Genomic DNA, 21013 nt, shown 5'->3' on the forward strand with positions numbered 1-21013 from the left:
CTCCCTTCTTCAGTAACATTTTACACTGCTCTGAAATCCCGGAGAGCCAGCTACTTATAAAGTGGTAAGGATTTCGTATCCTGCTTCTGTAAGAGCAATCGTGTGCTCGAAGTGGGCACACCATTTACCATCTACCGTTACCACTGTCCAGTCATCAGATAGTGTTTTTACATATCGTCTTCCTTGGTTCACCATCGGCTCAACACAGATGACCATTCCCGGCTTTAATCTAGGACCTTTATTTGGTGGACCATAGTGCGGAATTTGAGGGTCTTCATGTAAGTCTTGCCCGATTCCGTGACCAACATACTCCCTAACGATCGAGAATCCATTATCTTCAGCATACGTTTGAACCGCATGTGAGATATTCGATAATCTTTCGCCTGGTTTTATTTGTTCTAGACCAAGATACAACGATTTTTCTGTGACATCAAGTAGCTTTTGAACAGATTCAGAAATGTTTCCTACTGGATACGTCCATGCAGAATCTCCATGGTACCCATTGTATTTCGCACCAATATCGATACTGATGATATCGCCTTCTTGGAGCTTGCGCTTTCCTGGAATCCCATGTACAAGCTCTTCATTTACAGAAGCACAGATGCTTCCCGGAAATCCGTTGTATCCTTTAAAAGATGGCGTAGCACCATATTTTCGAATCGTCTTTTCCGCTATTTGATCGAGCTCTTTCGTTGTAATTCCTGGAGTAATATGCTTTTTCAACTCTTGATGAGTTAAAGCAACGATCTTGCCCGCTTCTCGCATGATCTCTATCTCGCGAGGAGTTTTGCAAATGATCATTACGCTAAGCCTCCGATGAGAACATCGATATCAGCAAATACTTTATTGATATCTTGCTCACCATTAATGCTTTGTAAGTAACCAAGCTCTTCATAGAAATCAAGCAAAGGTTTTGTTTGCTTAATATTTACATCTAAACGATTCGCTACAGTTTCTTCATTGTCATCAGAGCGTTGATATAATTCGCCACCACATTTATCGCACACATCAGCTTTTGCTGGCGGATTGAATTCTAAGTGGTAAGTCGCACCGCACTCTTTACAAATGCGACGGCCTGTAAGACGTTTTAATAGCAATCCTGAATCCACATTAATGTTTAAAACATAGTCGATTTTTTTGCCAAGATCTTTCATTATCTCTTCAAGAGCAGATGCTTGTGCAACTGTTCGTGGAAAACCGTCTAATAAGAAGCCTTTTACACAGTCTTCTTGGCTTAAACGTTCACGAACGATTCCGATTGTAACTTCATCTGGAACAAGGGCACCTTTATCAATGAAAGATTTCGCTTGTAAACCAAGTTCTGTTTCAGCCTTCATAGCTGCACGGAACATATCTCCTGTTGAGATGTGAGGGATGTTATACTTGGCAACAATCTGTTCGGCTTGTGTACCTTTACCAGCACCAGGAAGCCCCATTAAAATTAAGTTCATCTTTGTTCCCCCTCAGTACATGAGCATGTAGGGAAGACACATCTTCCCACTTACTCACTGCTTGATAAACCCTTTGTAATGGCGTTTTACCAGTTGGCTTTCTAGCTGCTTCATTGTTTCTAAAGCAACGCCGACAACGATTAACATACTCGTTCCACCAATCTGTGCAGATGGAGGAAGATTCCCCAGCTTCGTAAAGATAACTGGAAGAATTGCAATCGCTGCTAGGAAAATAGATCCTACAAAGGTCAAACGATACAAGATTTTTGTTAGATATTGTTCTGTATTCTTACCCGGACGAATACCTGGAACATACCCACCTTGCTTGTTTAAGTTCTCTGACATTTGCTCTGGATTAACCTGAACAAATGCATAGAAATATGTGAAGGCTACAATGAGCGCTACATATATTATCATTCCCACTGGATGAGAATAGTTAAAGTTTGCAATGATCCACTGCGATACATCGTGTTTCGGGAAGAACTGTGCAATAGTTGGAGGTGTAATTAAGAATGAAACAGCAAAAATTACTGGAATAACACCCGCACTATTTACCTTAAGCGGTAAATGTGTGTTTTGTGCTCCAGTATAACTACCATTTCCTCCTGTTACACGCTTCGCATATTGAATTGGGATCTTTCTAACAGCTTGTTGAATGAAGATAACTCCAACAACAACTGCTAGCACAGCTAGTAAAATCAATACAACTTTAACGATACTCATGAACAGTTGATCTCCGATATTTTGAAACTGTTGTTGATACACTTGAGATATTACACTTGGGATCGCTGCAGCAATACCAGCAAAGATAAGAATGGAAATACCATTACCTACACCTTTAGCTGTAATCTGTTCACCTAACCACATTAAAAATGCAGTACCAGCAGTCAGTACCGTAGCAATGTATAAATAAGTGCTCCAACCTGGATTCAAAATTAACTGCCCACCTACCATACCGTTAAAACCGATTGACATACCAAACCCCTGAATAAACGCAAGAACAATTGTAAAGTAACGCGTGAATTGCGTTAATTTACGACGGCCCATTTCGCCTTGCTTCGACCATTCCGAAAATTTAGGAACAACATCCATCTGCAATAATTGCACGATGATGGATGCTGTAATATACGGCATGATTCCCATCGCAAAGATGGAGAAGTTTTTCAACGCGCCACCGCCAAATGTATTTAGGATTCCTAATGCATTTAACTGATCTTGTGCTTTCAGTACGTCTCCATTTGTAAATGGCACTGGGATAAACGTGCCAATCCTGAATACGATTAACATCGCTAAAGTGAATAATATTTTACGTCTTATCTCAGCAACGCGCATAAAGTTGGAGATTGTACGAAACATTAGATCACCTCAACTGTTCCGCCAGCTGCTTCAATTGCTTCTTTAGCACTTGAAGAGAACTTGTGCGCTTTAACAGTTAGTTTTTTCTCAACTGCTCCGCTTGCAAGAACTTTAACACCATCGTTTAATTTGCTGATAACGCCAGTTTCCAGCAATAATTCAGGTGTTACTTCTGTACCATCTTCAAAACGGTTTAACGTCGCTAAGTTTACAATAGCAAACTCTTTGCGGTTAATGTTTGTGAAGCCGCGTTTTGGTAAACGACGGAATAATGGAGTTTGACCACCTTCGAAGCCAAGACGAACACCACCGCCAGAACGCGCGTTTTGTCCTTTATGACCTTTACCAGCAGTTTTACCGTTACCAGAACCGATACCGCGACCGACACGGTTACGTACTTTACGAGAACCTTCTGCAGGTTTTAATTCATGAAGTTTCATTCCCAGGCACCTCCTTATATTAATGAGTTATCCTTAAGCTTCTTTTACAGTTACAAGGTGAGAAACTTTGTTGATCATACCAAGAATAGCAGGAGTTTCTTCCTTAACTACAGTTGAATTCAACTTTTTAAGACCTAAAGCTTCTACAGTCGCACGTTGATCTTGTGGACGACCAATTACACTACGAGTGAGGGTAATTTCTAACTTTTTCGCCATTTGTTTTCCCTCCTTCTTAACCTAGTAGCTCTTCTACAGATTTACCGCGTAATTTTGCAACATCTTCAGCACGCTTAAGTTCGCTTAATCCGTTCACAGTAGCGCGAATCATGTTAATTGGTGTGTTAGAACCAAGAGATTTCGAAAGAATATCTTGTACACCAGCTAATTCAAGAACCGCACGAACTGGTCCACCAGCGATTACTCCAGTACCTTCAGCAGCAGGTTTTAAGAATACTTCACCAGCACCGAAATGTCCGATGATTTCGTGTGGAATTGATGTACCAACTAATGGTACTTCGATTAAGTTTTTCTTAGCATCTTCGATAGCTTTGCGAATAGCATCTGGTACCTCTTGAGCTTTACCAGTACCGAATCCAACATGACCGTTTTTATCGCCAACTACAACTAGTGCAGCAAAGCGGAAACGACGACCACCCTTAACAACTTTCGCAACACGGTTTATCGTAACTACACGTTCTTCAAGTTCTAATTTACTTGGGTCAATGCGACGCATCAATTTTCCCTCCTTTGACCATTAAAATTGTAATCCAGCCTCACGAGCAGCTTCAGCTAGAGCTTTAACACGGCCATGGTATAAGTAACCACCGCGATCAAATACTACTTCTTTAACACCCTTCTCTACAGCACGCTTAGCAACTAATTCGCCAACTTTCGTAGCAGCTTCAGTGTTGCCTGTACCGTTAAGAGCAAGGTCTTTATCAAGAGTAGATGCACTTACTAATGTTACACCATTCACATCATCAATAACTTGAGCGTAAATGTGTTGATTAGAACGGAACACGTTTAAACGTGGACGCTCTGCAGTACCAGTAAGTTTTGCACGTACACGTGCATGTCTTTTCTTACGAGTCGCATTTTTATCAGCTTTAGTGATCATTCTTGTCACTCCTTTCTTTCACCTAACGGGCTTACTTAGCAGTTTTACCTTCTTTACGACGTACAACTTCACCTTCGTAACGAATTCCTTTACCTTTGTAAGGTTCTGGAGCACGTACAGCACGAACGTTAGCAGCGAATTCGCCAACACGTTGCTTGTCGATACCTTTAATCACGATCTTAGTTGGAGCAGGAACTTCAACTTCAAGACCCGCTTCAGGAGTCATTTCAACTGGGTGAGAGTAACCTACGTTTAATACAAGTTTGTCACCTTGCTTTTGAGCACGGTAACCAACCCCGATTAATTCAAGTCCGCGAGCGAAACCTGTAGTTACACCTTCAACCATGTTACCTAGTAAAGCACGAGTTGTACCGTGTAATGCACGGTGTTCCTTCTGTTCAGATGGACGCTCTACTGTTAGGATGTTTTCTTCAATTTTGATAGACATATCAGCATTGAATGTACGAGTTAATTCACCTTTAGGTCCTTTTACTGTTACAGTATTGTTTTCTGCTACTGTGATAGTAACACCTGCAGGGATTTCAAGAATCTTTTTACCAATACGAGACATGTTGTCACACCTCCGTTCGTTTAAATATTAATTACCAAACGTATGCTACTACTTCTCCACCAGTTTGTAATTGACGAGCGTCTTTGTCCGTCATTACTCCCTTAGATGTAGAAACAAGAGCGATACCTAATCCGTTAAGTACACGTGGTACTTCGTCAGCTTTAGCGTAAACGCGTAAGCCAGGCTTACTGATACGTTTTAATCCAGTGATTACACGTTCATTGTTTGCACCATATTTCAGGAAAATACGAAGGATACCTTGTTTGTTATCCTCGATGTATTCTACATCACGAATGAAACCTTCACGTTTTAAAAGTTCAGCGATCTCTTTTTTGATTTTAGAAGCAGGAACCTCTAATTTCTCATGACGTACCATGTTCGCATTACGGATGCGAGTAAGCATATCTGCAATTGGATCTGTCATCACCATGTGTTTTACCTCCTTCCCATTTGTGGGTTTTACCAACTAGCTTTTTTAACACCAGGAATTTGACCTTTATATGCAAGTTCACGGAAACAAATACGGCAAAGTTTAAATTTGCGGTATACAGAATGCGGACGACCGCAGCGCTCGCAACGTGTATACTCTTGTACTTTAAACTTAGGAGTACGCTTTTGTTTCGCAATCATAGATTTTTTAGCCACGTTTTCGCCTCCTCTACTTAGCGTTGGCTTCCATTATTTTTGGAATGGCATACCGAATTGTGTTAAAAGTTCACGAGCTTCTTCATCAGTGTTCGCTGTAGTAACGATTACGATGTCCATACCGCGGACTTTGCTTACTTTATCATAATCGATCTCAGGGAAGATAAGTTGCTCTTTAACACCTAATGTATAGTTACCACGACCATCGAAAGATTTCTTAGATACACCACGGAAATCACGTACACGTGGTAAAGAAACAGATACTAATTTGTCGAAGAACTCATACATTTGCTCACCGCGTAAAGTAACTTTCGCTCCGATTGGCATACCTTCACGTAGACGGAAACCAGCGATAGATTTTTTAGCACGAGTGATAACAGGCTTTTGACCTGCGATTTGAGTTAATTCTTCTACAGCATTGTCTAATGCTTTAGAGTTTGCTACCGCATCACCAACACCAGTGTTGATAACGATCTTTTCGATCTTCGGTACTTGCATTACAGATTTATAGTTAAACTTGCTCATTAGAGCAGGAGTAATTTCCTTTTGGAACTTCTCTTTAAGGCGATTCAATGAAGTGACCTCCTTTCTTAAGAAAATTATTTATCTAATAATTCACCAGATTTTTTTGCAATACGAACTTTTTTACCATCTTCCACTTTGAAGCCTACGCGAGTAGGTTCACCAGTTTTCGGATCTAATGGCATAACATTAGAAACGTGGATAGGTGCTTCTTTCGTGATAATTCCACCTTGTGGATTTAATTGAGATGGCTTAGAGTGCTTCTTAACGATGTTAACACCCTCAACGATAACACGGTTTTGTTTTGGGAAAGCAACTAGGATAACACCTTGTTTTCCTTTGTCTTTACCAGTAATTACCTGTACTTTATCACCTTTTTTTACATGCATCTTAATTCTGCACCTCCTTAGCAAGGCAATACCTTAAATTATAGAACTTCTGGAGCTAAAGAAACGATCTTCATGAAGTTGCTATCACGTAGTTCACGAGCTACTGGTCCGAAGATACGAGTACCGCGTGGGCTCTTGTCATCTTTAATGATAACAGCTGCGTTTTCATCAAAACGGATATAAGAACCATCTGGACGACGAGCACCGCTCTTCGTACGTACTACTACTGCTTTAACAACGTCACCTTTTTTAACAACGCCACCTGGTGTTGCTTGTTTTACCGTAGCAACGATAATATCACCGATGTTAGCATATTTACGACCAGAGCCGCCTAATACCTTAATTGTTAAAAGTTCACGTGCACCAGAGTTGTCAGCAACTTTCAAACGAGATTCTTGTTGGATCATGTTATGAAACCTCCCTTCGGACTTAAAATTCCGATTCGTCTATTTAGATAATAACCGCTTCTTCAACGATTTCAACTAAACGGAAACGCTTAGTAGCAGAAAGCGGGCGAGTTTCCATGATTTTTACGATATCGCCAACTTTTGCTTGGTTTTGCTCATCATGCGCTTTGTACTTCTTAGAATACTTAACGCGCTTTCCGTACAAGGAATGAGTTTTGTAAGTTTCAACTAAAACTGTAATCGTTTTGTCCATTTTGTCAGATACAACACGACCAGTATAAACTTTGCGTTGGTTACGTTCGCTCACTTTGCAAACCTCCCCTCAATTTATCGATTAATTCCGATCTCTCTTTCACGAACTACAGTTTTCATACGAGCGATCGCTTTACGCACTTCACGGATGCGTGTTGGATTCTCTAATTGTCCTGTAGCAAGCTGGAAGCGAAGGTTAAACAACTCTTCCTTTAACGCTTTAACTTTTGTTTCGATTTCGGCAGTGGTTAATTCACGAATATCATTAGTTTTCATTAGATTCACCACCATTTTCTTCACGTTTTACGAATTTACATTTCACAGGTAACTTGTGAGCTGCAAGACGTAATGCTTCGCGTGCTACCTCTTCAGATACACCCGCGATTTCAAACATAACTTTCCCAGGTTTTACTACTGCTACCCAGCCTTCTGGTGCCCCTTTACCGGAACCCATACGTACTTCTAGAGGTTTTGCAGTGTAAGGTTTAGAAGGGAAAATTTTAATCCAAACTTTACCGCCACGTTTCATGTAACGAGTCATTGCACGACGAGCTGCTTCGATTTGACGGTTAGTGATCCATGAAGCTGCTTGAGCTTGAAGACCAAATTCACCAAATGCTACTTCAGCGCCACCTTTTGCACGACCACGCATTTTACCACGATGCTCTCTACGATATTTTACGCGTTTAGGCATTAACATATTATTTTCCTCCTTCCTCAGAAGCTTTCTTTTTTGTAGGAAGGACTTCTCCACGGTAGATCCATACTTTTACGCCTAATTTACCGTATGTTGTATCAGCTTCAGCTGTTGCATAGTCAATATCAGCGCGAAGTGTATGAAGTGGAACAGTTCCTTCACTGTAAGATTCTGCACGAGCGATATCTGCTCCGCCAAGACGACCAGAAACCTGTGTTTTAATACCTTTAGCACCTGCGCGCATAGCACGTTGAATAACTTGCTTTTGTGCACGACGGAAAGATACACGGTTTTCTAATTGACGAGCGATATTTTCCGCTACTAATTTAGCGTCAAGATCAGCTCTCTTAACTTCTAAGATGTTGATGTGTACACGCTTGCCTGTTAATTGGTTAAGAGCTTTACGAAGTGCTTCAACTTCTGTACCACCTTTACCAATTACCATACCAGGTTTTGCAGTGTGAATTGTAACATTTACACGATTTGCCGCACGCTCGATTTCTACTTTAGAAACAGAAGAATCTTTTAAGCGAGCTGCGATGTATTCACGAATTTTGATGTCTTCATGAAGAAGTGTAGCGTAATCTTTCTCAGCGAACCAGCGAGATTCCCAATCACGAATAACACCGACACGAAGACCGACTGGATTAACCTTTTGACCCATCGATTATCCCTCCTTCTTTTCTGATACCACAACTGTGATGTGGCTTGTGCGCTTGTTAATTTGGCTTGCACGACCCATTGCACGTGGACGGAAACGTTTTAACGTTGGACCTTCGTCAACGAAAACTTTCTCAACAACTAAGTTGTTTACATCCATTTCGTAGTTATGCTCTGCGTTTGCGATTGCAGATTTTAAAACTTTCTCTACAACTGGAGAAGCAGTTTTTGGTGTGTGGTTAAGGATAGCAATCGCTTCACCCACTTGCTTACCTCGGATTAAGTCTACTACTAGGCGAACTTTACGAGGAGCAATACGAACTGTTCTCGCTACTGCTTTAGCTTGCATTGAAGTGCCTCCTCTCATTATCTTCTAGTTTTCTTATCGTCAGCATCATGACCTTTATACGTACGAGTTGGTGCGAATTCACCTAACTTGTGGCCAACCATATCTTCAGTGATGTATACAGGTACGTGTTTACGTCCGTCATATACAGCAATAGTATGACCGATGAACTGAGGGAAGATTGTTGAACGGCGAGACCAAGTTTTAACAACTTGTTTTTGCTCAGATGCAACTAATTTTTCCATTTTACTCATTAAATGCTCATCGACAAATGGTCCTTTTTTTAAGCTACGAGCCATTTTGGTGCCTCCCTTCGTGATTGGCGTACGGTTCTAGAAATGAACCGTACTACAATCCCATTATTTTTTACGACGACGAACGATGAATTTATCAGACGCTTTGTTTTTCTTACGAGTCTTGAATCCAAGAGTTGGTTTACCCCATGGAGACATTGGCGACTTACGTCCGATTGGTGAACGACCTTCACCACCACCGTGTGGGTGATCAACTGGGTTCATTACAGAACCACGAACTGTTGGGCGTTTACCTAACCAACGAGAACGACCTGCTTTACCGATTTTGATAAGTTCGTGTGATTCGTTACCAACTTGACCTACAGTAGCACGACAAGCAGATAATACTAAGCGAACTTCACCAGAAGTTAAACGTACAAGTACGTATTTACCTTCTTTACCAAGTACTTGAGCAGATGTACCAGCAGAACGAACTAATTGTCCACCACGACCTGGTTTAAGTTCGATGTTATGAACAACAGTACCTACTGGAATGTTGATTAATGGTAATGCGTTACCGATTTTAATGTCAGCATCAGCGCCAGACATAATTTCCATGCCTACTTCTAAGTTTTTAGGAGCAAGAATGTAACGTTTTTCACCGTCAACGTAGTTAATTAATGCGATATTCGCAGAGCGGTTTGGATCGTATTCGATCGTAGCAACGCGTCCTGGAATTCCATCTTTGTTACGTTTAAAGTCGATGATACGGTATTGACGCTTGTGTCCGCCACCTTGGTGACGTACAGTGATTTTACCTTGGTTATTACGACCAGCCTTCTTGCTTAAAGGTGCAAGTAAAGACTTTTCCGGTCTGTCAGTCGTAATTTCAGCGAAATCATTCGTAGTCATGTTACGACGACCATTAGTAGTTGGATTATACTTTTTAATTGCCATCTCAATTTCCCTCCTTCTTTAGTAAGAATTAAACACCTTGGAAGATTTCGATTTCTTTGCTGTCAGCAGTTAGCTTAACGATCGCTTTACGACGACGGCTAGTAAAACCAGCGTGACGACCAACGCGTTTTGCTTTCGGCTTGTAGTTCATGATGTTTACTTTCTCTACTTTAACATCAAAGATCGCTTCTACAGCATCTTTAACTTCTGTTTTATTAGATTTAACGTCCACATCGAACGTGTATTTTTTTTCAGCCATCATTTCCATAGAACGTTCAGTGATAACTGGGCGCTTAATGATATCACGAGGATCTCTCATTATGCAAGCACCTCCTCTACTTTTTCCACTGCCGCTTTTGTCATGATTAGCTTATCATGATGAAGCACGTCTAAAACGTTTACGCCATCAGCAGTGATTACTGTTACTCCAGGAATGTTGCGAGCAGATAACTCTACAGACTCGTTTGCATCAGCAGTTACGATAAGAGCTTTCTTCTCAACAGCTAATCCTTTAAGTACTGCTACCATGTCTTTTGTTTTTGGTGCATTTAACACTAGGTCTTCAAGAACTACAACGTTGTTCTCAACTACTTTAGTAGCTAATGCAGATTTAATAGCTAAGCGACGAACTTTTTTAGGAAGTTTGTAAGCATAGCTTCTTGGTGTAGGTCCGAATACCGTACCACCACCACGCCATTGAGGAGAGCGGATAGAACCTTGACGAGCACGTCCAGTTCCTTTTTGACGCCATGGTTTACGACCACCACCGCGCACTTCAGAGCGAGTTTTTACTTTATGTGTACCTTGACGTAAAGATGCACGTTGCATCATTACAGCTTCAAAAAGTACAGCTTCATTAGGTTCGATACCGAAAACAGCTTCAGCTAATTCGATTTCACCAACCTGTGAACCAGTTTGATTATATACAGTAACTTTTGGCATTGGAATTCCTCCTTCCTATTGTGAATTATTTGCTAGCCTTCACAGCGCCTTGAACAACTACAAGAGATTTCTTAGCACCTGGAACGTTACCTTTTACTAACAATAAGTTGCGCTCAGCGTCAACTTGAACGATTTCTAAGTTTTGAACCGTAACTTGGTCTCCACCCATACGTCCAGCAAGCTTTTTGCCTTTGAATACACGGTTCGGAGCAACTGGGCCCATTGAACCAGGACGACGGTGATAACGAGAACCATGAGACATAGGTCCGCGAGATTGTCCGTGGCGTTTAATAGCACCTTGGAAACCTTTACCTTTAGAAATTCCTGTTACGTCTACGATTTCACCTGCAGTGAAAACTTCAACTTTTACCTCTTGACCAACCTCTAATCCGTCCACGTCTGCATCGCGGATTTCGCGAATGAAGCGCTTAGGAGCAGTAGTTGCTTTAGCAACGTGACCTTGTTCAGGTTTGTTAGCTAATTTTTCACGTTTGTCGTCGAATCCTAACTGAATTGCATTGTAGCCATCAGTTTCAATTGTTTTCTTTTGAAGAACAACGTTTGGAGTCGCAGCGATTACTGTTACAGGGATTAGCTCACCGTTTTCAGCAAATACTTGAGTCATACCGATCTTTCTTCCTAAGATTCCTTTGGTCATGAGTTACACCTCCTACATTTTTTAAGTTATATGAATTATAGTTTGATTTCGATATCTACACCAGATGGTAAATCTAAACGCATTAATGAGTCTACTGTTTGTGGAGTAGGGCTCACGATGTCGATTAGACGTTTGTGCGTGCGCATTTCGAATTGCTCACGAGAATCTTTGTACTTATGAACAGCACGAAGAATTGTGTAAACAGTTTTTTCAGTTGGTAATGGGATCGGACCAGAAACTGTTGCCCCAGAACGCTTAGCTGTTTCTACAATTTTCTCAGCTGACTGATCAAGAATACGGTGATCGTAAGCTTTTAAACGGATACGAATTTTTTCTTTTGCCATTATTTTCCCTCCTTCGTTCGCCTATTTCTAAAATAGACCTTCTCCATGGAAATTTCCCCACACCATGCCATGGCAAAGCGGCCGGGTGTGTCAGCAACCTTCCACTTCATCGCAGTCAAAGACCAACATTGTCTATTATACAATGTTATTCGTCTAGATGCAAGCATCTTTTTGTTTGCATCTGCTTTTCTCTACTTTTGCTATTATACATGGCACTTTAAAGAATTTCAAGTTTTCATCTGCGCTAATTCATTTTACAGTTTCTGGGTGTTTTACTGTGCAGATTTATATACTATAGAAGAAACTCGTTTAAAACTAGAAAATACTACTTTTCATAAACAAAAAAACTCAAGGGAAAATCCCTTGAGTTTTTTAAATCTATTTAAAGATTACTCAACGATTGTAGCAACTACACCGTAACCTACAGTACGTCCACCTTCACGAATAGAGAACTTAGTTCCTTCTTCGATCGCGATTGGAGCGATAAGCTCGATAGTCATTTCAATGTTGTCACCAGGCATTACCATTTCAGTACCTTCTGGTAATTGGATGATTCCAGTTACGTCAGTTGTACGGAAATAGAATTGTGGGCGGTAGTTAGCGAAGAATGGAGTGTGACGTCCACCTTCTTCTTTAGATAGAACGAAAACTTCAGCTTTGAATTTAGCGTGAGCTTTTACAGAGCCAGTTTTAGCAAGAACTTGTCCACGTTGGATGTCTTCACGAGCAACCCCACGAAGTAGAGCACCGATGTTGTCTCCAGCTTCAGCTTGGTCAAGAAGTTTACGGAACATTTCTACACCAGTTACAGTTGTAGAAGCAGCTTCTTCAGCAAGACCGATGATTTCTACTACGTCACCAACTTTAACTACACCGCGCTCTACGCGACCAGTAGCAACTGTACCACGACCTGTGATAGAGAATACATCCTCTACAGGCATTAAGAATGGTTTGTCAGTTTCACGTTCTGGAGTTGGAATGTAAGCATCAACTTCAGCCATTAATTCAACGATTTTAGCTTCCCACTCAGCATCTCCTTGAAGAGCTTTAAGAGCAGAACCTTTGATTACAGGGATATCATCGCCTGGGAATCCGTATTCAGATAATAGATCACGAACTTCCATTTCTACTAATTCTAATAATTCTTCGTCGTCTACCATGTCGCATTTGTTTAAGAATACAACGATGTAAGGTACACCTACTTGACGAGAAAGAAGGATGTGCTCACGAGTTTGAGGCATTGGGCCATCAGCAGCAGATACTACTAAGATACCGCCGTCCATTTGAGCAGCACCAGTGATCATGTTTTTAACATAGTCAGCGTGACCTGGGCAGTCAACGTGTGCATAGTGACGAGTTTCAGTTTCGTACTCAACGTGTGCAGTTGAGATTGTGATACCGCGCTCTCTTTCTTCTGGAGCAGCATCGATTTGATCGTATCCGCGTGCTTCAGCACCACCAGCTTTTGCAAGAACTGTAGTGATCGCAGCAGTTAATGTAGTTTTACCATGGTCAACGTGGCCGATAGTACCGATGTTAACATGGGGTTTAGAACGTTCGAATTTAGCTTTAGCCATTCTAAATTCCTCCTTAGTTTATATAGGTTATTTTATATTTAGACTAGAAAGTGAAACTTACGTCCCACTTTCTAAGCTTACATAAGTAGTTATACTTGAACAATTGATAAAAATCAATTATTCACCTTTATTTTTTTTGATAATTTCTTCTGAAACAGATTTTGGTACTTCTTCATAGTGGTCAAATACCATAGAGAATGTACCGCGACCTTGAGTGTTAGAACGTAATGACGTTGCATAACCGAACATTTCAGAAAGTGGAACCATAGCGCGAACAACTTGAGCGTTACCGCGAGCTTCCATACCTTCTACACGTCCACGACGAGATGTTACGTCACCCATAATGTCACCCATGTACTCTTCAGGAATTACAACTTCAACTTTCATCATTGGCTCAAGAATTACTGGGTTACACTTAGAAACCGCAGCTTTAAGCGCCATAGATGCAGCGATTTTGAACGCCATCTCAGAGGAGTCAACATCATGGTAAGATCCGTCAACTAATGCAGCTTTAATGTCTACTACAGGATATCCTGCTAGTACACCATTTTTAAGTGCATCTTCAAGACCTGCTCCAACAGCTGGGATGTATTCACGAGGAACTACACCACCGACGATCTTGTTTTCGAATTCGAATCCTTTACCTTCTTCGTTAGGCTCGAACTCAATCCATACGTGACCGAATTGTCCACGACCACCAGATTGACGTGCGAACTTACCTTCAACTTTCGCTGCAGCGCGGAAAGTCTCACGGTATGCTACCTGAGGAGCACCAACGTTTGCTTCTACTTTGAATTCACGGCGCATACGGTCAACGATGATATCAAGGTGAAGTTCACCCATACCAGCGATGATTGTTTGGCCAGTTTCTTGGTCAGTGTGAGCACGGAATGTTGGATCTTCTTCAGAAAGCTTAGATAATGCTGTACCCATTTTATCTTGGTCAGCTTTAGATTTTGGTTCGATAGCTACAGAGATAACTGGCTCTGGGAATTCCATAGACTCAAGGATAACAAGAGATTTCTCGTCACAAAGAGTATCACCAGTAGTAGTATCTTTTAGACCTACAGCAGCAGCGATGTCACCAGCGTAAACTGTTGAAATCTCTTCACGGCTGTTAGCGTGCATTTGTAGGATACGACCTACACGCTCACGCTTACCTTTAGTTGAGTTTTTCACGTATGATCCAGAGTTTAACACACCAGAGTACACACGGAAGAACGTTAACTTACCAACATAAGGGTCAGTCATGATTTTGAATGCTAGAGCTGAGAAAGGCTCTTCATCGCTAGACTTACGTTCTACTTCTTCATCTGTATCCGGAAGAGTACCTTTAATAGCTGGTACATCTAATGGAGATGGTAGGTAGTCGATAACTGCATCTAACAGAATTTGAACACCTTTGTTTTTGAATGCAGAACCACAGATTACTGGGAAGAATTCAACAGAAGTTGTAGCCTTACGGATACCAGCTTTAAGCTCTTCTACAGTGATTTCTTCACCTTCTAGGTACTTCATCATCATTTCTTCATCAAGCTCAGCTACCGCTTCGATAAGTTTTCCACGGTATTCTTCAGCTAGCTCTTTATGCTCTTCAGGAATCTCGACACGTTGAATGTCTGTTCCTAAATCGTTACCGTACATGTAAGCACACTCTTCAACAAGGTCAATGATACCATTGAACTCATCTTCAGCACCGATTGGTAACTGAATTGGATGTGCGTTTGCTTGTAAACGATCGTGGATTGTTCCTACAGAGTATAAGAAGTCTGCACCGATTTTATCCATTTTGTTAACGAATACGATACGAGGTACGCCGTAAGTAGTAGCCTGACGCCAAACAGTTTCTGTTTGTGGTTCTACACCAGATTGTGCATCAAGTACTGCTACTGCGCCATCAAGTACGCGTAAAGAACGTTCTACTTCTACTGTGAAGTCTACGTGTCCTGGAGTGTCAATGATGTTTACACGGTGACCTTTCCATTGAGCTGTAGTTGCAGCAGAAGTAATTGTGATACCACGCTCTTGCTCTTGCTCCATCCAGTCCATCTGAGATGCACCTTCGTGAGTTTCACCGATTTTATGAATACGTCCTGTGTAGTACAAGATACGCTCAGTTGCTGTTGTTTTACCAGCATCGATGTGAGCCATGATACCAATATTACGAGTGTTTTCTAAAGAGAACTCTCTTCCCATTTGGTGTCTTGCTCCTTCCATATATGGATTGGATTTTTTATTTTAAGTAGCAAAAAAGCCACTTTATTTTGTTACATACGGCAGTGTGTCCAGTACCCTCATTATGTAAAACGAGCGCCCATTGAAAGGGAGAGGCATTCTCCCTCTCCACACTTCCATAAGCGACAAATAAAGCGGTTTATGCTTACATTTATTTTACGTTGAATCCTACCAACGGTAATGAGCAAATGCTTTGTTAGCTTCTGCCATTTTATGAGTGTCTTCACGTTTCTTAACAGATGCACCAGCGTTGTTAGCTGCATCTAAGATTTCGTTAGCAAGACGCTCTTCCATAGTTTTTTCACCACGAAGGCGAGCGTAGTTTACTAACCAACGAAGACCTAAAGTTGTACGGCGTTCTGGTCGAACCTCAACTGGAACTTGGTAGTTAGCACCACCAACACGACGAGCGCGTACTTCAAGAACAGGCATGATGTTCTTAAGAGCTTGCTCGAATACTTCCATTGGTTCTTTACCAGTACGTTCGCTAACGATATCGAACGCATTATAAAGAATTGTTTGAGATTTACCTTTTTTACCGTCAACCATCATTTTGTTGATTAGGCGCGTTACTAGTTTCGAATTATACATTGGATCTGGTAACACGTCACGTTTCGCAACAGGTCCTTTACGAGGCATATTGAGTTCCTCCTTTCATTGTAAGTTTATTATTTTTTAGCAGGTTTTGGTCTCTTAGTACCATATTTAGAACGTCCTTGCATACGTTTGTCAACACCAGCTGTGTCAAGCGCACCACGAACGATGTGGTAACGTACCCCCGGTAAATCCTTTACACGACCACCGCGAATTAATACTACGCTATGCTCTTGTAGGTTATGACCGATACCTGGGATGTAAGCAGTAACCTCGATACCATTTGTTAAACGTACACGAGCGTATTTACGTAACGCTGAGTTCGGTTTCTTTGGAGTCATTGTACCAACACGAGTACATACACCACGTTTTTGAGGTGCAGAGATATCAGTTGATTTTTTCTTTAAAGAGTTAAAACCTTTGTTTAACGCAGGTGATTTAGATTTCCATACTTTATCAGTACGACCATTTCTCACTAATTGGTTAATAGTAGGCATTTGATTTATCCTCCCTTCGCATGTTTGTATGACCACATATCCAGGTGGTTCATTATTAGTTGAAAACAAAGTTTTTGCAAGGAAGAGCAAATGCTCCCTCCTCACAAAAACAGTTTTAACTTATTATTCCTATTGCTGAAGCTCCCACTTGAATCCCCGAAGCTTTCCCAAGCTTACGAACTGATTCAACTTTGGTTATGGGCACGTTATGTTGCAACGCAGTGCGAGTAATAACATGGGTTAACCGCATGTCAGCATCCTCTGCAATAACAACTTCTTTAACTGTACCATTTTTGATTGCTTCCAATGTTCGTTTATGACCAACGACTACATTTTCAGCATTTGATACTTTTTGATAAGACATATACATATCCTCCAAAGCATCGTTCAGGAGCAACCTTGCTTATAGTAACATTTTGACTCATACAATGTCAACTAGGATTATCTGTTTTTATACAAAATTTACGACGGAAAATTTTACTGTTCCACGTAAACTTCATCGTTTTCCACATTCATGTCATCTTGTGTTGTTTTAACAAGATCAACTTTACGGTAACGATTCATACCAGTTCCAGCTGGAACAAGTTTACCGATAATAACATTCTCTTTCAATCCTAGAAGCTCATCGCGCTTGCCTTTAATTGCTGCATCTGTTAGAACACGAGTTGTTTCTTGGAACGACGCTGCAGATAAGAATGAATCTGTTTCCAGTGAAGCTTTTGTAATACCAAGAAGTACTGGTCTTGCTGTTGCAGGTTGTTTACCTTTAAGTAAAACTTTTGCATTCGCATCAGTAAACTGATGGATATCCAGTAATGTTCCTGGTAACACATCTGTTTCACCAGCATCAATTACACGAACTTTACGAAGCATTTGGCGAACCATTACCTCTACGTGCTTGTCACCAATTTCTACCCCTTGCATACGGTATACTTTTTGAACTTCGCGTAGTAAGTATTCTTGAACTGCCGTAATGTCCGTTACTTTTAGTAATTCTTTCGGATCAATAGAACCTTCTGTTAACTCTTTTCCGTGAGCAATTGGCTGTCCTGGAGCTACTTTCAGACGAGCACCATAAGGAATTGCATACGTACGAGTTTCAACCTCGCCCTGTACAACTACCTCTTGACGATCTTTAACATCGTTGATCGCCGCGATAACACCATCGATTTCACTGATAACTGCCTGACCCTTTGGATTACGAGCTTCAAAGATCTCTTGGATACGAGGTAAACCTTGCGTAATATCGTCTCCGGCAACCCCACCTGTATGGAACGTACGCATCGTTAACTGTGTACCTGGCTCACCGATAGATTGAGCTGCGATAATACCTACCGCTTCTCCTACTTCTACGTCTGTACCAGTAGCTAAGTTGCGACCGTAACATTTCTTACATACACCGTGGCGAGTGTTACATGTGAACGCTGAACGGATGTGTACTGTTTCTACACCTGAATTTTCAACGATATGAGCAATATCTTCTGTAATTAATTCATTTTCACGAACTAATACTTCACCTGTTTCAGGATGTTTTACAGTTTTTCTTGCAAAACGTCCTACAAGACGATCATATAATGACTCGATTACTTCATTACCCTCTTTAATCGCGCCAATTAGTAAACCACGATCTGTTCCACAATCGTCTTCACGAACGATAACATCTTGTGCAACGTCTACAAGACGACGTGTTAAGTAACCAGAATCGGCAGTCTTAAGTGCTGTATCGGCAAGACCTTTACGCGCACCATGCGTAGAGATGAAGTACTCAAGTACTGTTAAACCTTCACGGAAACTTGACTTGATTGGAAGTTCAATGATACGACCAGATGGGTTGGCCATCAGACCACGCATACCAGCAAGCTGAGTGAAGTTCGATGCGTTACCACGGGCACCAGAGTCACTCATCATGAAGATTGGGTTGCGTTTATTCAAGGATTTCATCAATTTTCCTTGGATAACATCTTTTGCATTACTCCAAATAGAGATAACGCGATCGTAACGTTCTTCTTCCGTGATTAAACCGCGACGGAATTGTTTAATTACTTTATCTACTTTTGCCTGTGCTTCGTGGAGAATTTCATCTTTTTCACCTAATACAAGAATATCCGCTACCCCAACTGTAATACCAGCTTTTGTAGAGTATTTAAATCCTAAGTTCTTCATACGGTCAAGCATGCGAGACGTTTCTGTAATCTGGAAACGTTTAAACACTTCCGCAATGATGTTACCAAGGATTTTCTTGCTAAATGGTGCCACTTCTTCGCGACTAGCAATAATTTCTTTAATGTTCGCACCTTTTTCAACGAAGTATTTCGCTGGTGTTTCTTTTTCAAGGTTTGAATTTGTTGGTTCGTTAATATAAGGGAACGACTTCGGTAAGATTTCGTTAAATATTAATTTACCAACTGTTGTTAATAGAAGCTTGCCTTTTTGCTCTTCAGTAAATGTTTCATTGTTGTTCACTGAGTTTGCAGCAACAGCGACACGGGTATGAAGATGTACATATCCATTTTGATACGCAAGCAATGCTTCATTTGCATCTTTGAACACCATACCTTCACCAATTGCACCCTCGCGCTCAAGCGTTAAGTAATAGTTACCTAATACCATATCCTGAGACGGTGTAACAACTGGTTTTCCATCTTTCGGGTTCAAGATGTTTTGTGCTGCTAACATAAGAAGACGAGCTTCTGCTTGTGCTTCTGATGATAGCGGAACGTGAACCGCCATTTGGTCACCATCAAAGTCCGCGTTGTATGCAGTACATACAAGTGGATGAAGACGGATTGCGCGTCCTTCTACTAATGTAGGTTCGAACGCTTGGATACCAAGACGGTGAAGCGTTGGGGCACGGTTTAAAAGTACTGGGTGTTCTTTAATTACAGATTCTAAAACATCCCAAACTTCAGGTTGTACACGCTCGATTTTACGTTTCGCACTTTTAATGTTATGTGCTAATCCTTTTTCCACTAAATCTTTCATAACGAAAGGCTTGAACAATTCAAGTGCCATCTCTTTTGGTAATCCACATTGGTACATTTTTAAGTTCGGTCCTACAACGATAACGGAACGACCAGAGTAGTCAACACGTTTACCTAATAAGTTTTGACGGAAACGTCCTTGTTTACCTTTTAGCATGTGAGATAGTGATTTTAATGGACGGTTACCTGGTCCAGTAACTGGACGGCCACGACGACCATTATCGATTAATGCGTCTACAGCTTCTTGTAACATACGTTTTTCGTTTTGAACGATGATGCTTGGTGCACCTAAGTCCAATAGACGTTTTAAACGGTTATTACGGTTAATTACACGACGGTATAAGTCGTTTAAGTCAGAAGTCGCAAAACGTCCACCATCTAACTGTACCATTGGGCGTAGTTCTGGTGGGATAACTGGAAGAACATCTAAGATCATCCAAGATGGCTCATTTCCAGAGTTACGGAATGCTTCTAGTACCTCTAGACGTTTAATAGCACGAGTACGACGTTGTCCTTGTGCTGTTTTTAATTCTTCTTTTAAGAAGTCTACTTCTTTATCTAAATCGATGTCTTGTAATAGCTTCTTAATCGCTTCTGCGCCCATAGCAGCTTGGAATGTGCTGCCATATCGGTCACGATATGCACGGTATTCTTTTTCAGAAAGCAATTGCTTCTTATCAAGTGGTGTATCTCCACTTTCTGTTACAACATAAGAAGCGAAATAAATTACTTCTTCAAGCGCGCGAGGGGACATGTCTAAGACAAGTCCCATGCGGCTCGGGATACCTTTGAAATACCAAATATGAGATACAGGAGCAGCTAATTCGATATGACCCATACGTTCACGACGTACTTTCGCACGCGTTACTTCAACGCCACATCGATCACAAACTACACCTTTATAACGTACACGTTTATATTTTCCGCAATGACATTCCCAGTCCTTTTGTGGTCCGAAAATACGCTCACAGAACAAGCCATCTTTTTCAGGCTTTAACGTACGATAGTTAATTGTTTCTGGTTTCTTAACTTCACCGTATGACCAAGAACGAATCTTGTCAGGCGAAGCAAGTCCAATCTTCATATATTCAAAGTTATTAACATCTATCAAGGGGCCTACCTCCCTTTTAGTCTACAGGTTA

30 protein-coding genes are annotated in these 21013 nt (G+C 41.1%); all 30 read right to left on the bottom strand.

Going from position 1 to position 21013, the window contains the following annotated elements:
- Positions 1–54: 54 nt before the first annotated feature.
- The 30 genes from map to rpoC all read right to left on the bottom strand — a co-directional run bounded on the left by map (position 55) and on the right by rpoC (position 20982).
- The gene (gene map, locus LOK41_RS20730) at positions 55–801 is read right to left on the bottom strand and encodes a type I methionyl aminopeptidase (RefSeq protein WP_174102830.1); all 747 of its coding nucleotides are present in this window, start codon (positions 799–801) and stop codon (positions 55–57) included.
- Positions 801–1451, bottom strand: a complete 651-nt coding sequence (locus tag LOK41_RS20735) for an adenylate kinase (protein ID WP_017150140.1) — start codon at positions 1449–1451, stop codon at positions 801–803. Before LOK41_RS20735 ends, map begins: the two co-directional genes overlap by 1 nt.
- Before the next feature lie 54 nt (positions 1452–1505).
- Positions 1506–2807, bottom strand: coding sequence for a preprotein translocase subunit SecY (secY, locus tag LOK41_RS20740; protein ID WP_241818105.1), 1302 nt, complete (start codon positions 2805–2807; stop codon positions 1506–1508).
- Positions 2807–3247, bottom strand: a complete 441-nt coding sequence (gene rplO, locus LOK41_RS20745; RefSeq protein WP_017150138.1) for a 50S ribosomal protein L15 — start codon at positions 3245–3247, stop codon at positions 2807–2809. Before rplO ends, secY begins: the two co-directional genes overlap by 1 nt.
- Before the next feature lie 33 nt (positions 3248–3280).
- On the bottom strand, positions 3281–3463 hold the full coding sequence (gene rpmD / locus LOK41_RS20750; protein ID WP_001085234.1) for a 50S ribosomal protein L30: 183 nt from the start codon (positions 3461–3463) through the stop codon (positions 3281–3283).
- Between the two features lie 16 nt (positions 3464–3479).
- Positions 3480–3980 (bottom strand): 30S ribosomal protein S5, encoded by a 501-nt coding sequence (rpsE, locus tag LOK41_RS20755; protein ID WP_017150137.1) that lies wholly within the window; start codon positions 3978–3980, stop codon positions 3480–3482.
- Positions 3981–4001: 21 nt separating this feature from the next.
- Positions 4002–4364: a 50S ribosomal protein L18 gene (gene rplR / locus LOK41_RS20760; RefSeq protein ID WP_017150136.1), complete on the bottom strand. Its 363-nt coding sequence runs from the start codon at positions 4362–4364 to the stop codon at positions 4002–4004.
- A gap of 31 nt (positions 4365–4395) precedes the next feature.
- Positions 4396–4935 carry a 50S ribosomal protein L6 gene (gene rplF / locus LOK41_RS20765; RefSeq protein ID WP_174102828.1) on the bottom strand — a complete coding sequence of 180 codons (540 nt, stop codon included), beginning with the start codon at positions 4933–4935 and terminating at the stop codon, positions 4396–4398.
- Positions 4936–4966: 31 nt separating this feature from the next.
- A complete protein-coding gene (gene rpsH / locus LOK41_RS20770) occupies positions 4967–5365 on the bottom strand; it encodes a 30S ribosomal protein S8 (protein ID WP_000245511.1) in 399 nt (132 codons plus the stop codon).
- Positions 5366–5394: 29 nt separating this feature from the next.
- Positions 5395–5580: a 30S ribosomal protein S14 gene (gene rpsN, locus LOK41_RS20775; RefSeq protein ID WP_001085700.1), complete on the bottom strand. Its 186-nt coding sequence runs from the start codon at positions 5578–5580 to the stop codon at positions 5395–5397.
- A 33-nt stretch (positions 5581–5613) separates the two neighbouring features.
- A complete protein-coding gene (rplE, locus tag LOK41_RS20780; protein ID WP_017150134.1) occupies positions 5614–6153 on the bottom strand; it encodes a 50S ribosomal protein L5 in 540 nt (179 codons plus the stop codon).
- Positions 6154–6179: 26 nt separating this feature from the next.
- Positions 6180–6491 (bottom strand): 50S ribosomal protein L24, encoded by a 312-nt coding sequence (gene rplX / locus LOK41_RS20785; protein WP_174102827.1) that lies wholly within the window; start codon positions 6489–6491, stop codon positions 6180–6182.
- A 38-nt stretch (positions 6492–6529) separates the two neighbouring features.
- Positions 6530–6898, bottom strand: a complete 369-nt coding sequence (rplN, locus tag LOK41_RS20790) for a 50S ribosomal protein L14 (protein ID WP_011983254.1) — start codon at positions 6896–6898, stop codon at positions 6530–6532.
- Between the two features lie 43 nt (positions 6899–6941).
- Entirely contained in the window at positions 6942–7205 is a 264-nt protein-coding gene (rpsQ, locus tag LOK41_RS20795) for a 30S ribosomal protein S17 (RefSeq protein WP_011983253.1), read from the bottom strand.
- A gap of 20 nt (positions 7206–7225) precedes the next feature.
- Entirely contained in the window at positions 7226–7426 is a 201-nt protein-coding gene (gene rpmC / locus LOK41_RS20800) for a 50S ribosomal protein L29 (protein WP_000855718.1), read from the bottom strand.
- Positions 7416–7850: a 50S ribosomal protein L16 gene (rplP, locus tag LOK41_RS20805; protein ID WP_000928968.1), complete on the bottom strand. Its 435-nt coding sequence runs from the start codon at positions 7848–7850 to the stop codon at positions 7416–7418. The genes rpmC and rplP overlap by 11 nt, the downstream gene beginning before the upstream one ends.
- A gap of 1 nt (position 7851) precedes the next feature.
- Positions 7852–8511 carry a 30S ribosomal protein S3 gene (rpsC, locus tag LOK41_RS20810; protein ID WP_017150132.1) on the bottom strand — a complete coding sequence of 220 codons (660 nt, stop codon included), beginning with the start codon at positions 8509–8511 and terminating at the stop codon, positions 7852–7854.
- A gap of 3 nt (positions 8512–8514) precedes the next feature.
- On the bottom strand, positions 8515–8856 hold the full coding sequence (rplV, locus tag LOK41_RS20815) for a 50S ribosomal protein L22 (RefSeq protein ID WP_011983250.1): 342 nt from the start codon (positions 8854–8856) through the stop codon (positions 8515–8517).
- A gap of 17 nt (positions 8857–8873) precedes the next feature.
- A complete protein-coding gene (rpsS, locus tag LOK41_RS20820; protein WP_174102826.1) occupies positions 8874–9152 on the bottom strand; it encodes a 30S ribosomal protein S19 in 279 nt (92 codons plus the stop codon).
- Between the two features lie 60 nt (positions 9153–9212).
- Entirely contained in the window at positions 9213–10043 is an 831-nt protein-coding gene (gene rplB, locus LOK41_RS20825; protein ID WP_026593168.1) for a 50S ribosomal protein L2, read from the bottom strand.
- A gap of 28 nt (positions 10044–10071) precedes the next feature.
- Positions 10072–10362, bottom strand: coding sequence for a 50S ribosomal protein L23 (rplW, locus tag LOK41_RS20830; RefSeq protein WP_174102825.1), 291 nt, complete (start codon positions 10360–10362; stop codon positions 10072–10074).
- Positions 10362–10985 (bottom strand): 50S ribosomal protein L4, encoded by a 624-nt coding sequence (rplD, locus tag LOK41_RS20835; protein WP_174102824.1) that lies wholly within the window; start codon positions 10983–10985, stop codon positions 10362–10364. The genes rplW and rplD overlap by 1 nt, the downstream gene beginning before the upstream one ends.
- A gap of 25 nt (positions 10986–11010) precedes the next feature.
- On the bottom strand, positions 11011–11643 hold the full coding sequence (rplC, locus tag LOK41_RS20840) for a 50S ribosomal protein L3 (RefSeq protein WP_241818106.1): 633 nt from the start codon (positions 11641–11643) through the stop codon (positions 11011–11013).
- Positions 11644–11678: 35 nt separating this feature from the next.
- Entirely contained in the window at positions 11679–11987 is a 309-nt protein-coding gene (gene rpsJ, locus LOK41_RS20845) for a 30S ribosomal protein S10 (protein ID WP_001040596.1), read from the bottom strand.
- A gap of 389 nt (positions 11988–12376) precedes the next feature.
- Positions 12377–13564: an elongation factor Tu gene (tuf, locus tag LOK41_RS20850; protein ID WP_174102822.1), complete on the bottom strand. Its 1188-nt coding sequence runs from the start codon at positions 13562–13564 to the stop codon at positions 12377–12379.
- A 117-nt stretch (positions 13565–13681) separates the two neighbouring features.
- Entirely contained in the window at positions 13682–15760 is a 2079-nt protein-coding gene (gene fusA, locus LOK41_RS20855; protein ID WP_241818118.1) for an elongation factor G, read from the bottom strand.
- A gap of 207 nt (positions 15761–15967) precedes the next feature.
- On the bottom strand, positions 15968–16438 hold the full coding sequence (gene rpsG / locus LOK41_RS20860) for a 30S ribosomal protein S7 (protein WP_001137493.1): 471 nt from the start codon (positions 16436–16438) through the stop codon (positions 15968–15970).
- 29 nt (positions 16439–16467) lie between these two features.
- Entirely contained in the window at positions 16468–16890 is a 423-nt protein-coding gene (rpsL, locus tag LOK41_RS20865; protein ID WP_001142341.1) for a 30S ribosomal protein S12, read from the bottom strand.
- Positions 16891–17005: 115 nt separating this feature from the next.
- A complete protein-coding gene (locus LOK41_RS20870; protein WP_098338757.1) occupies positions 17006–17254 on the bottom strand; it encodes a ribosomal L7Ae/L30e/S12e/Gadd45 family protein in 249 nt (82 codons plus the stop codon).
- Between the two features lie 113 nt (positions 17255–17367).
- On the bottom strand, positions 17368–20982 hold the full coding sequence (rpoC, locus tag LOK41_RS20875) for a DNA-directed RNA polymerase subunit beta' (protein ID WP_174102818.1): 3615 nt from the start codon (positions 20980–20982) through the stop codon (positions 17368–17370).
- Between the last annotated feature and the right edge of the window lie 31 nt (positions 20983–21013).

The organism is Bacillus sp. TL12, assembly GCF_022625245.1.
Classification (GTDB): domain Bacteria; phylum Bacillota; class Bacilli; order Bacillales; family Bacillaceae_G; genus Bacillus_A.

Bases quoted from the DNA above. Each gene is read 5' to 3' on its own strand.
- map (WP_174102830.1), bottom strand. From the start codon at position 801: ATGATCATTTGCAAAACTCCTCGCGAGATAGAGATCATGCGAGAAGCG.
- LOK41_RS20735 (WP_017150140.1), bottom strand. From the start codon at position 1,451: ATGAACTTAATTTTAATGGGGCTTCCTGGTGCTGGTAAAGGTACACAA.
- secY (WP_241818105.1), bottom strand. From the start codon at position 2,807: ATGTTTCGTACAATCTCCAACTTTATGCGCGTTGCTGAGATAAGACGT.
- rplO (WP_017150138.1), bottom strand. From the start codon at position 3,247: ATGAAACTTCATGAATTAAAACCTGCAGAAGGTTCTCGTAAAGTACGT.
- rpmD (WP_001085234.1), bottom strand. From the start codon at position 3,463: ATGGCGAAAAAGTTAGAAATTACCCTCACTCGTAGTGTAATTGGTCGT.
- rpsE (WP_017150137.1), bottom strand. From the start codon at position 3,980: ATGCGTCGCATTGACCCAAGTAAATTAGAACTTGAAGAACGTGTAGTT.
- rplR (WP_017150136.1), bottom strand. From the start codon at position 4,364: ATGATCACTAAAGCTGATAAAAATGCGACTCGTAAGAAAAGACATGCA.
- rplF (WP_174102828.1), bottom strand. From the start codon at position 4,935: ATGTCTCGTATTGGTAAAAAGATTCTTGAAATCCCTGCAGGTGTTACT.
- rpsH (WP_000245511.1), bottom strand. From the start codon at position 5,365: ATGGTGATGACAGATCCAATTGCAGATATGCTTACTCGCATCCGTAAT.
- rplX (WP_174102827.1), bottom strand. From the start codon at position 6,491: ATGCATGTAAAAAAAGGTGATAAAGTACAGGTAATTACTGGTAAAGAC.
- rplN (WP_011983254.1), bottom strand. From the start codon at position 6,898: ATGATCCAACAAGAATCTCGTTTGAAAGTTGCTGACAACTCTGGTGCA.
- rpmC (WP_000855718.1), bottom strand. From the start codon at position 7,426: ATGAAAACTAATGATATTCGTGAATTAACCACTGCCGAAATCGAAACA.
- rplP (WP_000928968.1), bottom strand. From the start codon at position 7,850: ATGTTAATGCCTAAACGCGTAAAATATCGTAGAGAGCATCGTGGTAAA.
- rpsC (WP_017150132.1), bottom strand. From the start codon at position 8,511: ATGGGTCAAAAGGTTAATCCAGTCGGTCTTCGTGTCGGTGTTATTCGT.
- rplV (WP_011983250.1), bottom strand. From the start codon at position 8,856: ATGCAAGCTAAAGCAGTAGCGAGAACAGTTCGTATTGCTCCTCGTAAA.
- rpsS (WP_174102826.1), bottom strand. From the start codon at position 9,152: ATGGCTCGTAGCTTAAAAAAAGGACCATTTGTCGATGAGCATTTAATG.
- rplB (WP_026593168.1), bottom strand. From the start codon at position 10,043: ATGGCAATTAAAAAGTATAATCCAACTACTAATGGTCGTCGTAACATG.
- rplW (WP_174102825.1), bottom strand. From the start codon at position 10,362: ATGAGAGATCCTCGTGATATCATTAAGCGCCCAGTTATCACTGAACGT.
- rplD (WP_174102824.1), bottom strand. From the start codon at position 10,985: ATGCCAAAAGTTACTGTATATAATCAAACTGGTTCACAGGTTGGTGAA.
- rplC (WP_241818106.1), bottom strand. From the start codon at position 11,643: ATGACCAAAGGAATCTTAGGAAGAAAGATCGGTATGACTCAAGTATTT.
- rpsJ (WP_001040596.1), bottom strand. From the start codon at position 11,987: ATGGCAAAAGAAAAAATTCGTATCCGTTTAAAAGCTTACGATCACCGT.
- tuf (WP_174102822.1), bottom strand. From the start codon at position 13,564: ATGGCTAAAGCTAAATTCGAACGTTCTAAACCCCATGTTAACATCGGT.
- fusA (WP_241818118.1), bottom strand. From the start codon at position 15,760: ATGGGAAGAGAGTTCTCTTTAGAAAACACTCGTAATATTGGTATCATG.
- rpsG (WP_001137493.1), bottom strand. From the start codon at position 16,438: ATGCCTCGTAAAGGACCTGTTGCGAAACGTGACGTGTTACCAGATCCA.
- rpsL (WP_001142341.1), bottom strand. From the start codon at position 16,890: ATGCCTACTATTAACCAATTAGTGAGAAATGGTCGTACTGATAAAGTA.
- LOK41_RS20870 (WP_098338757.1), bottom strand. From the start codon at position 17,254: ATGTCTTATCAAAAAGTATCAAATGCTGAAAATGTAGTCGTTGGTCAT.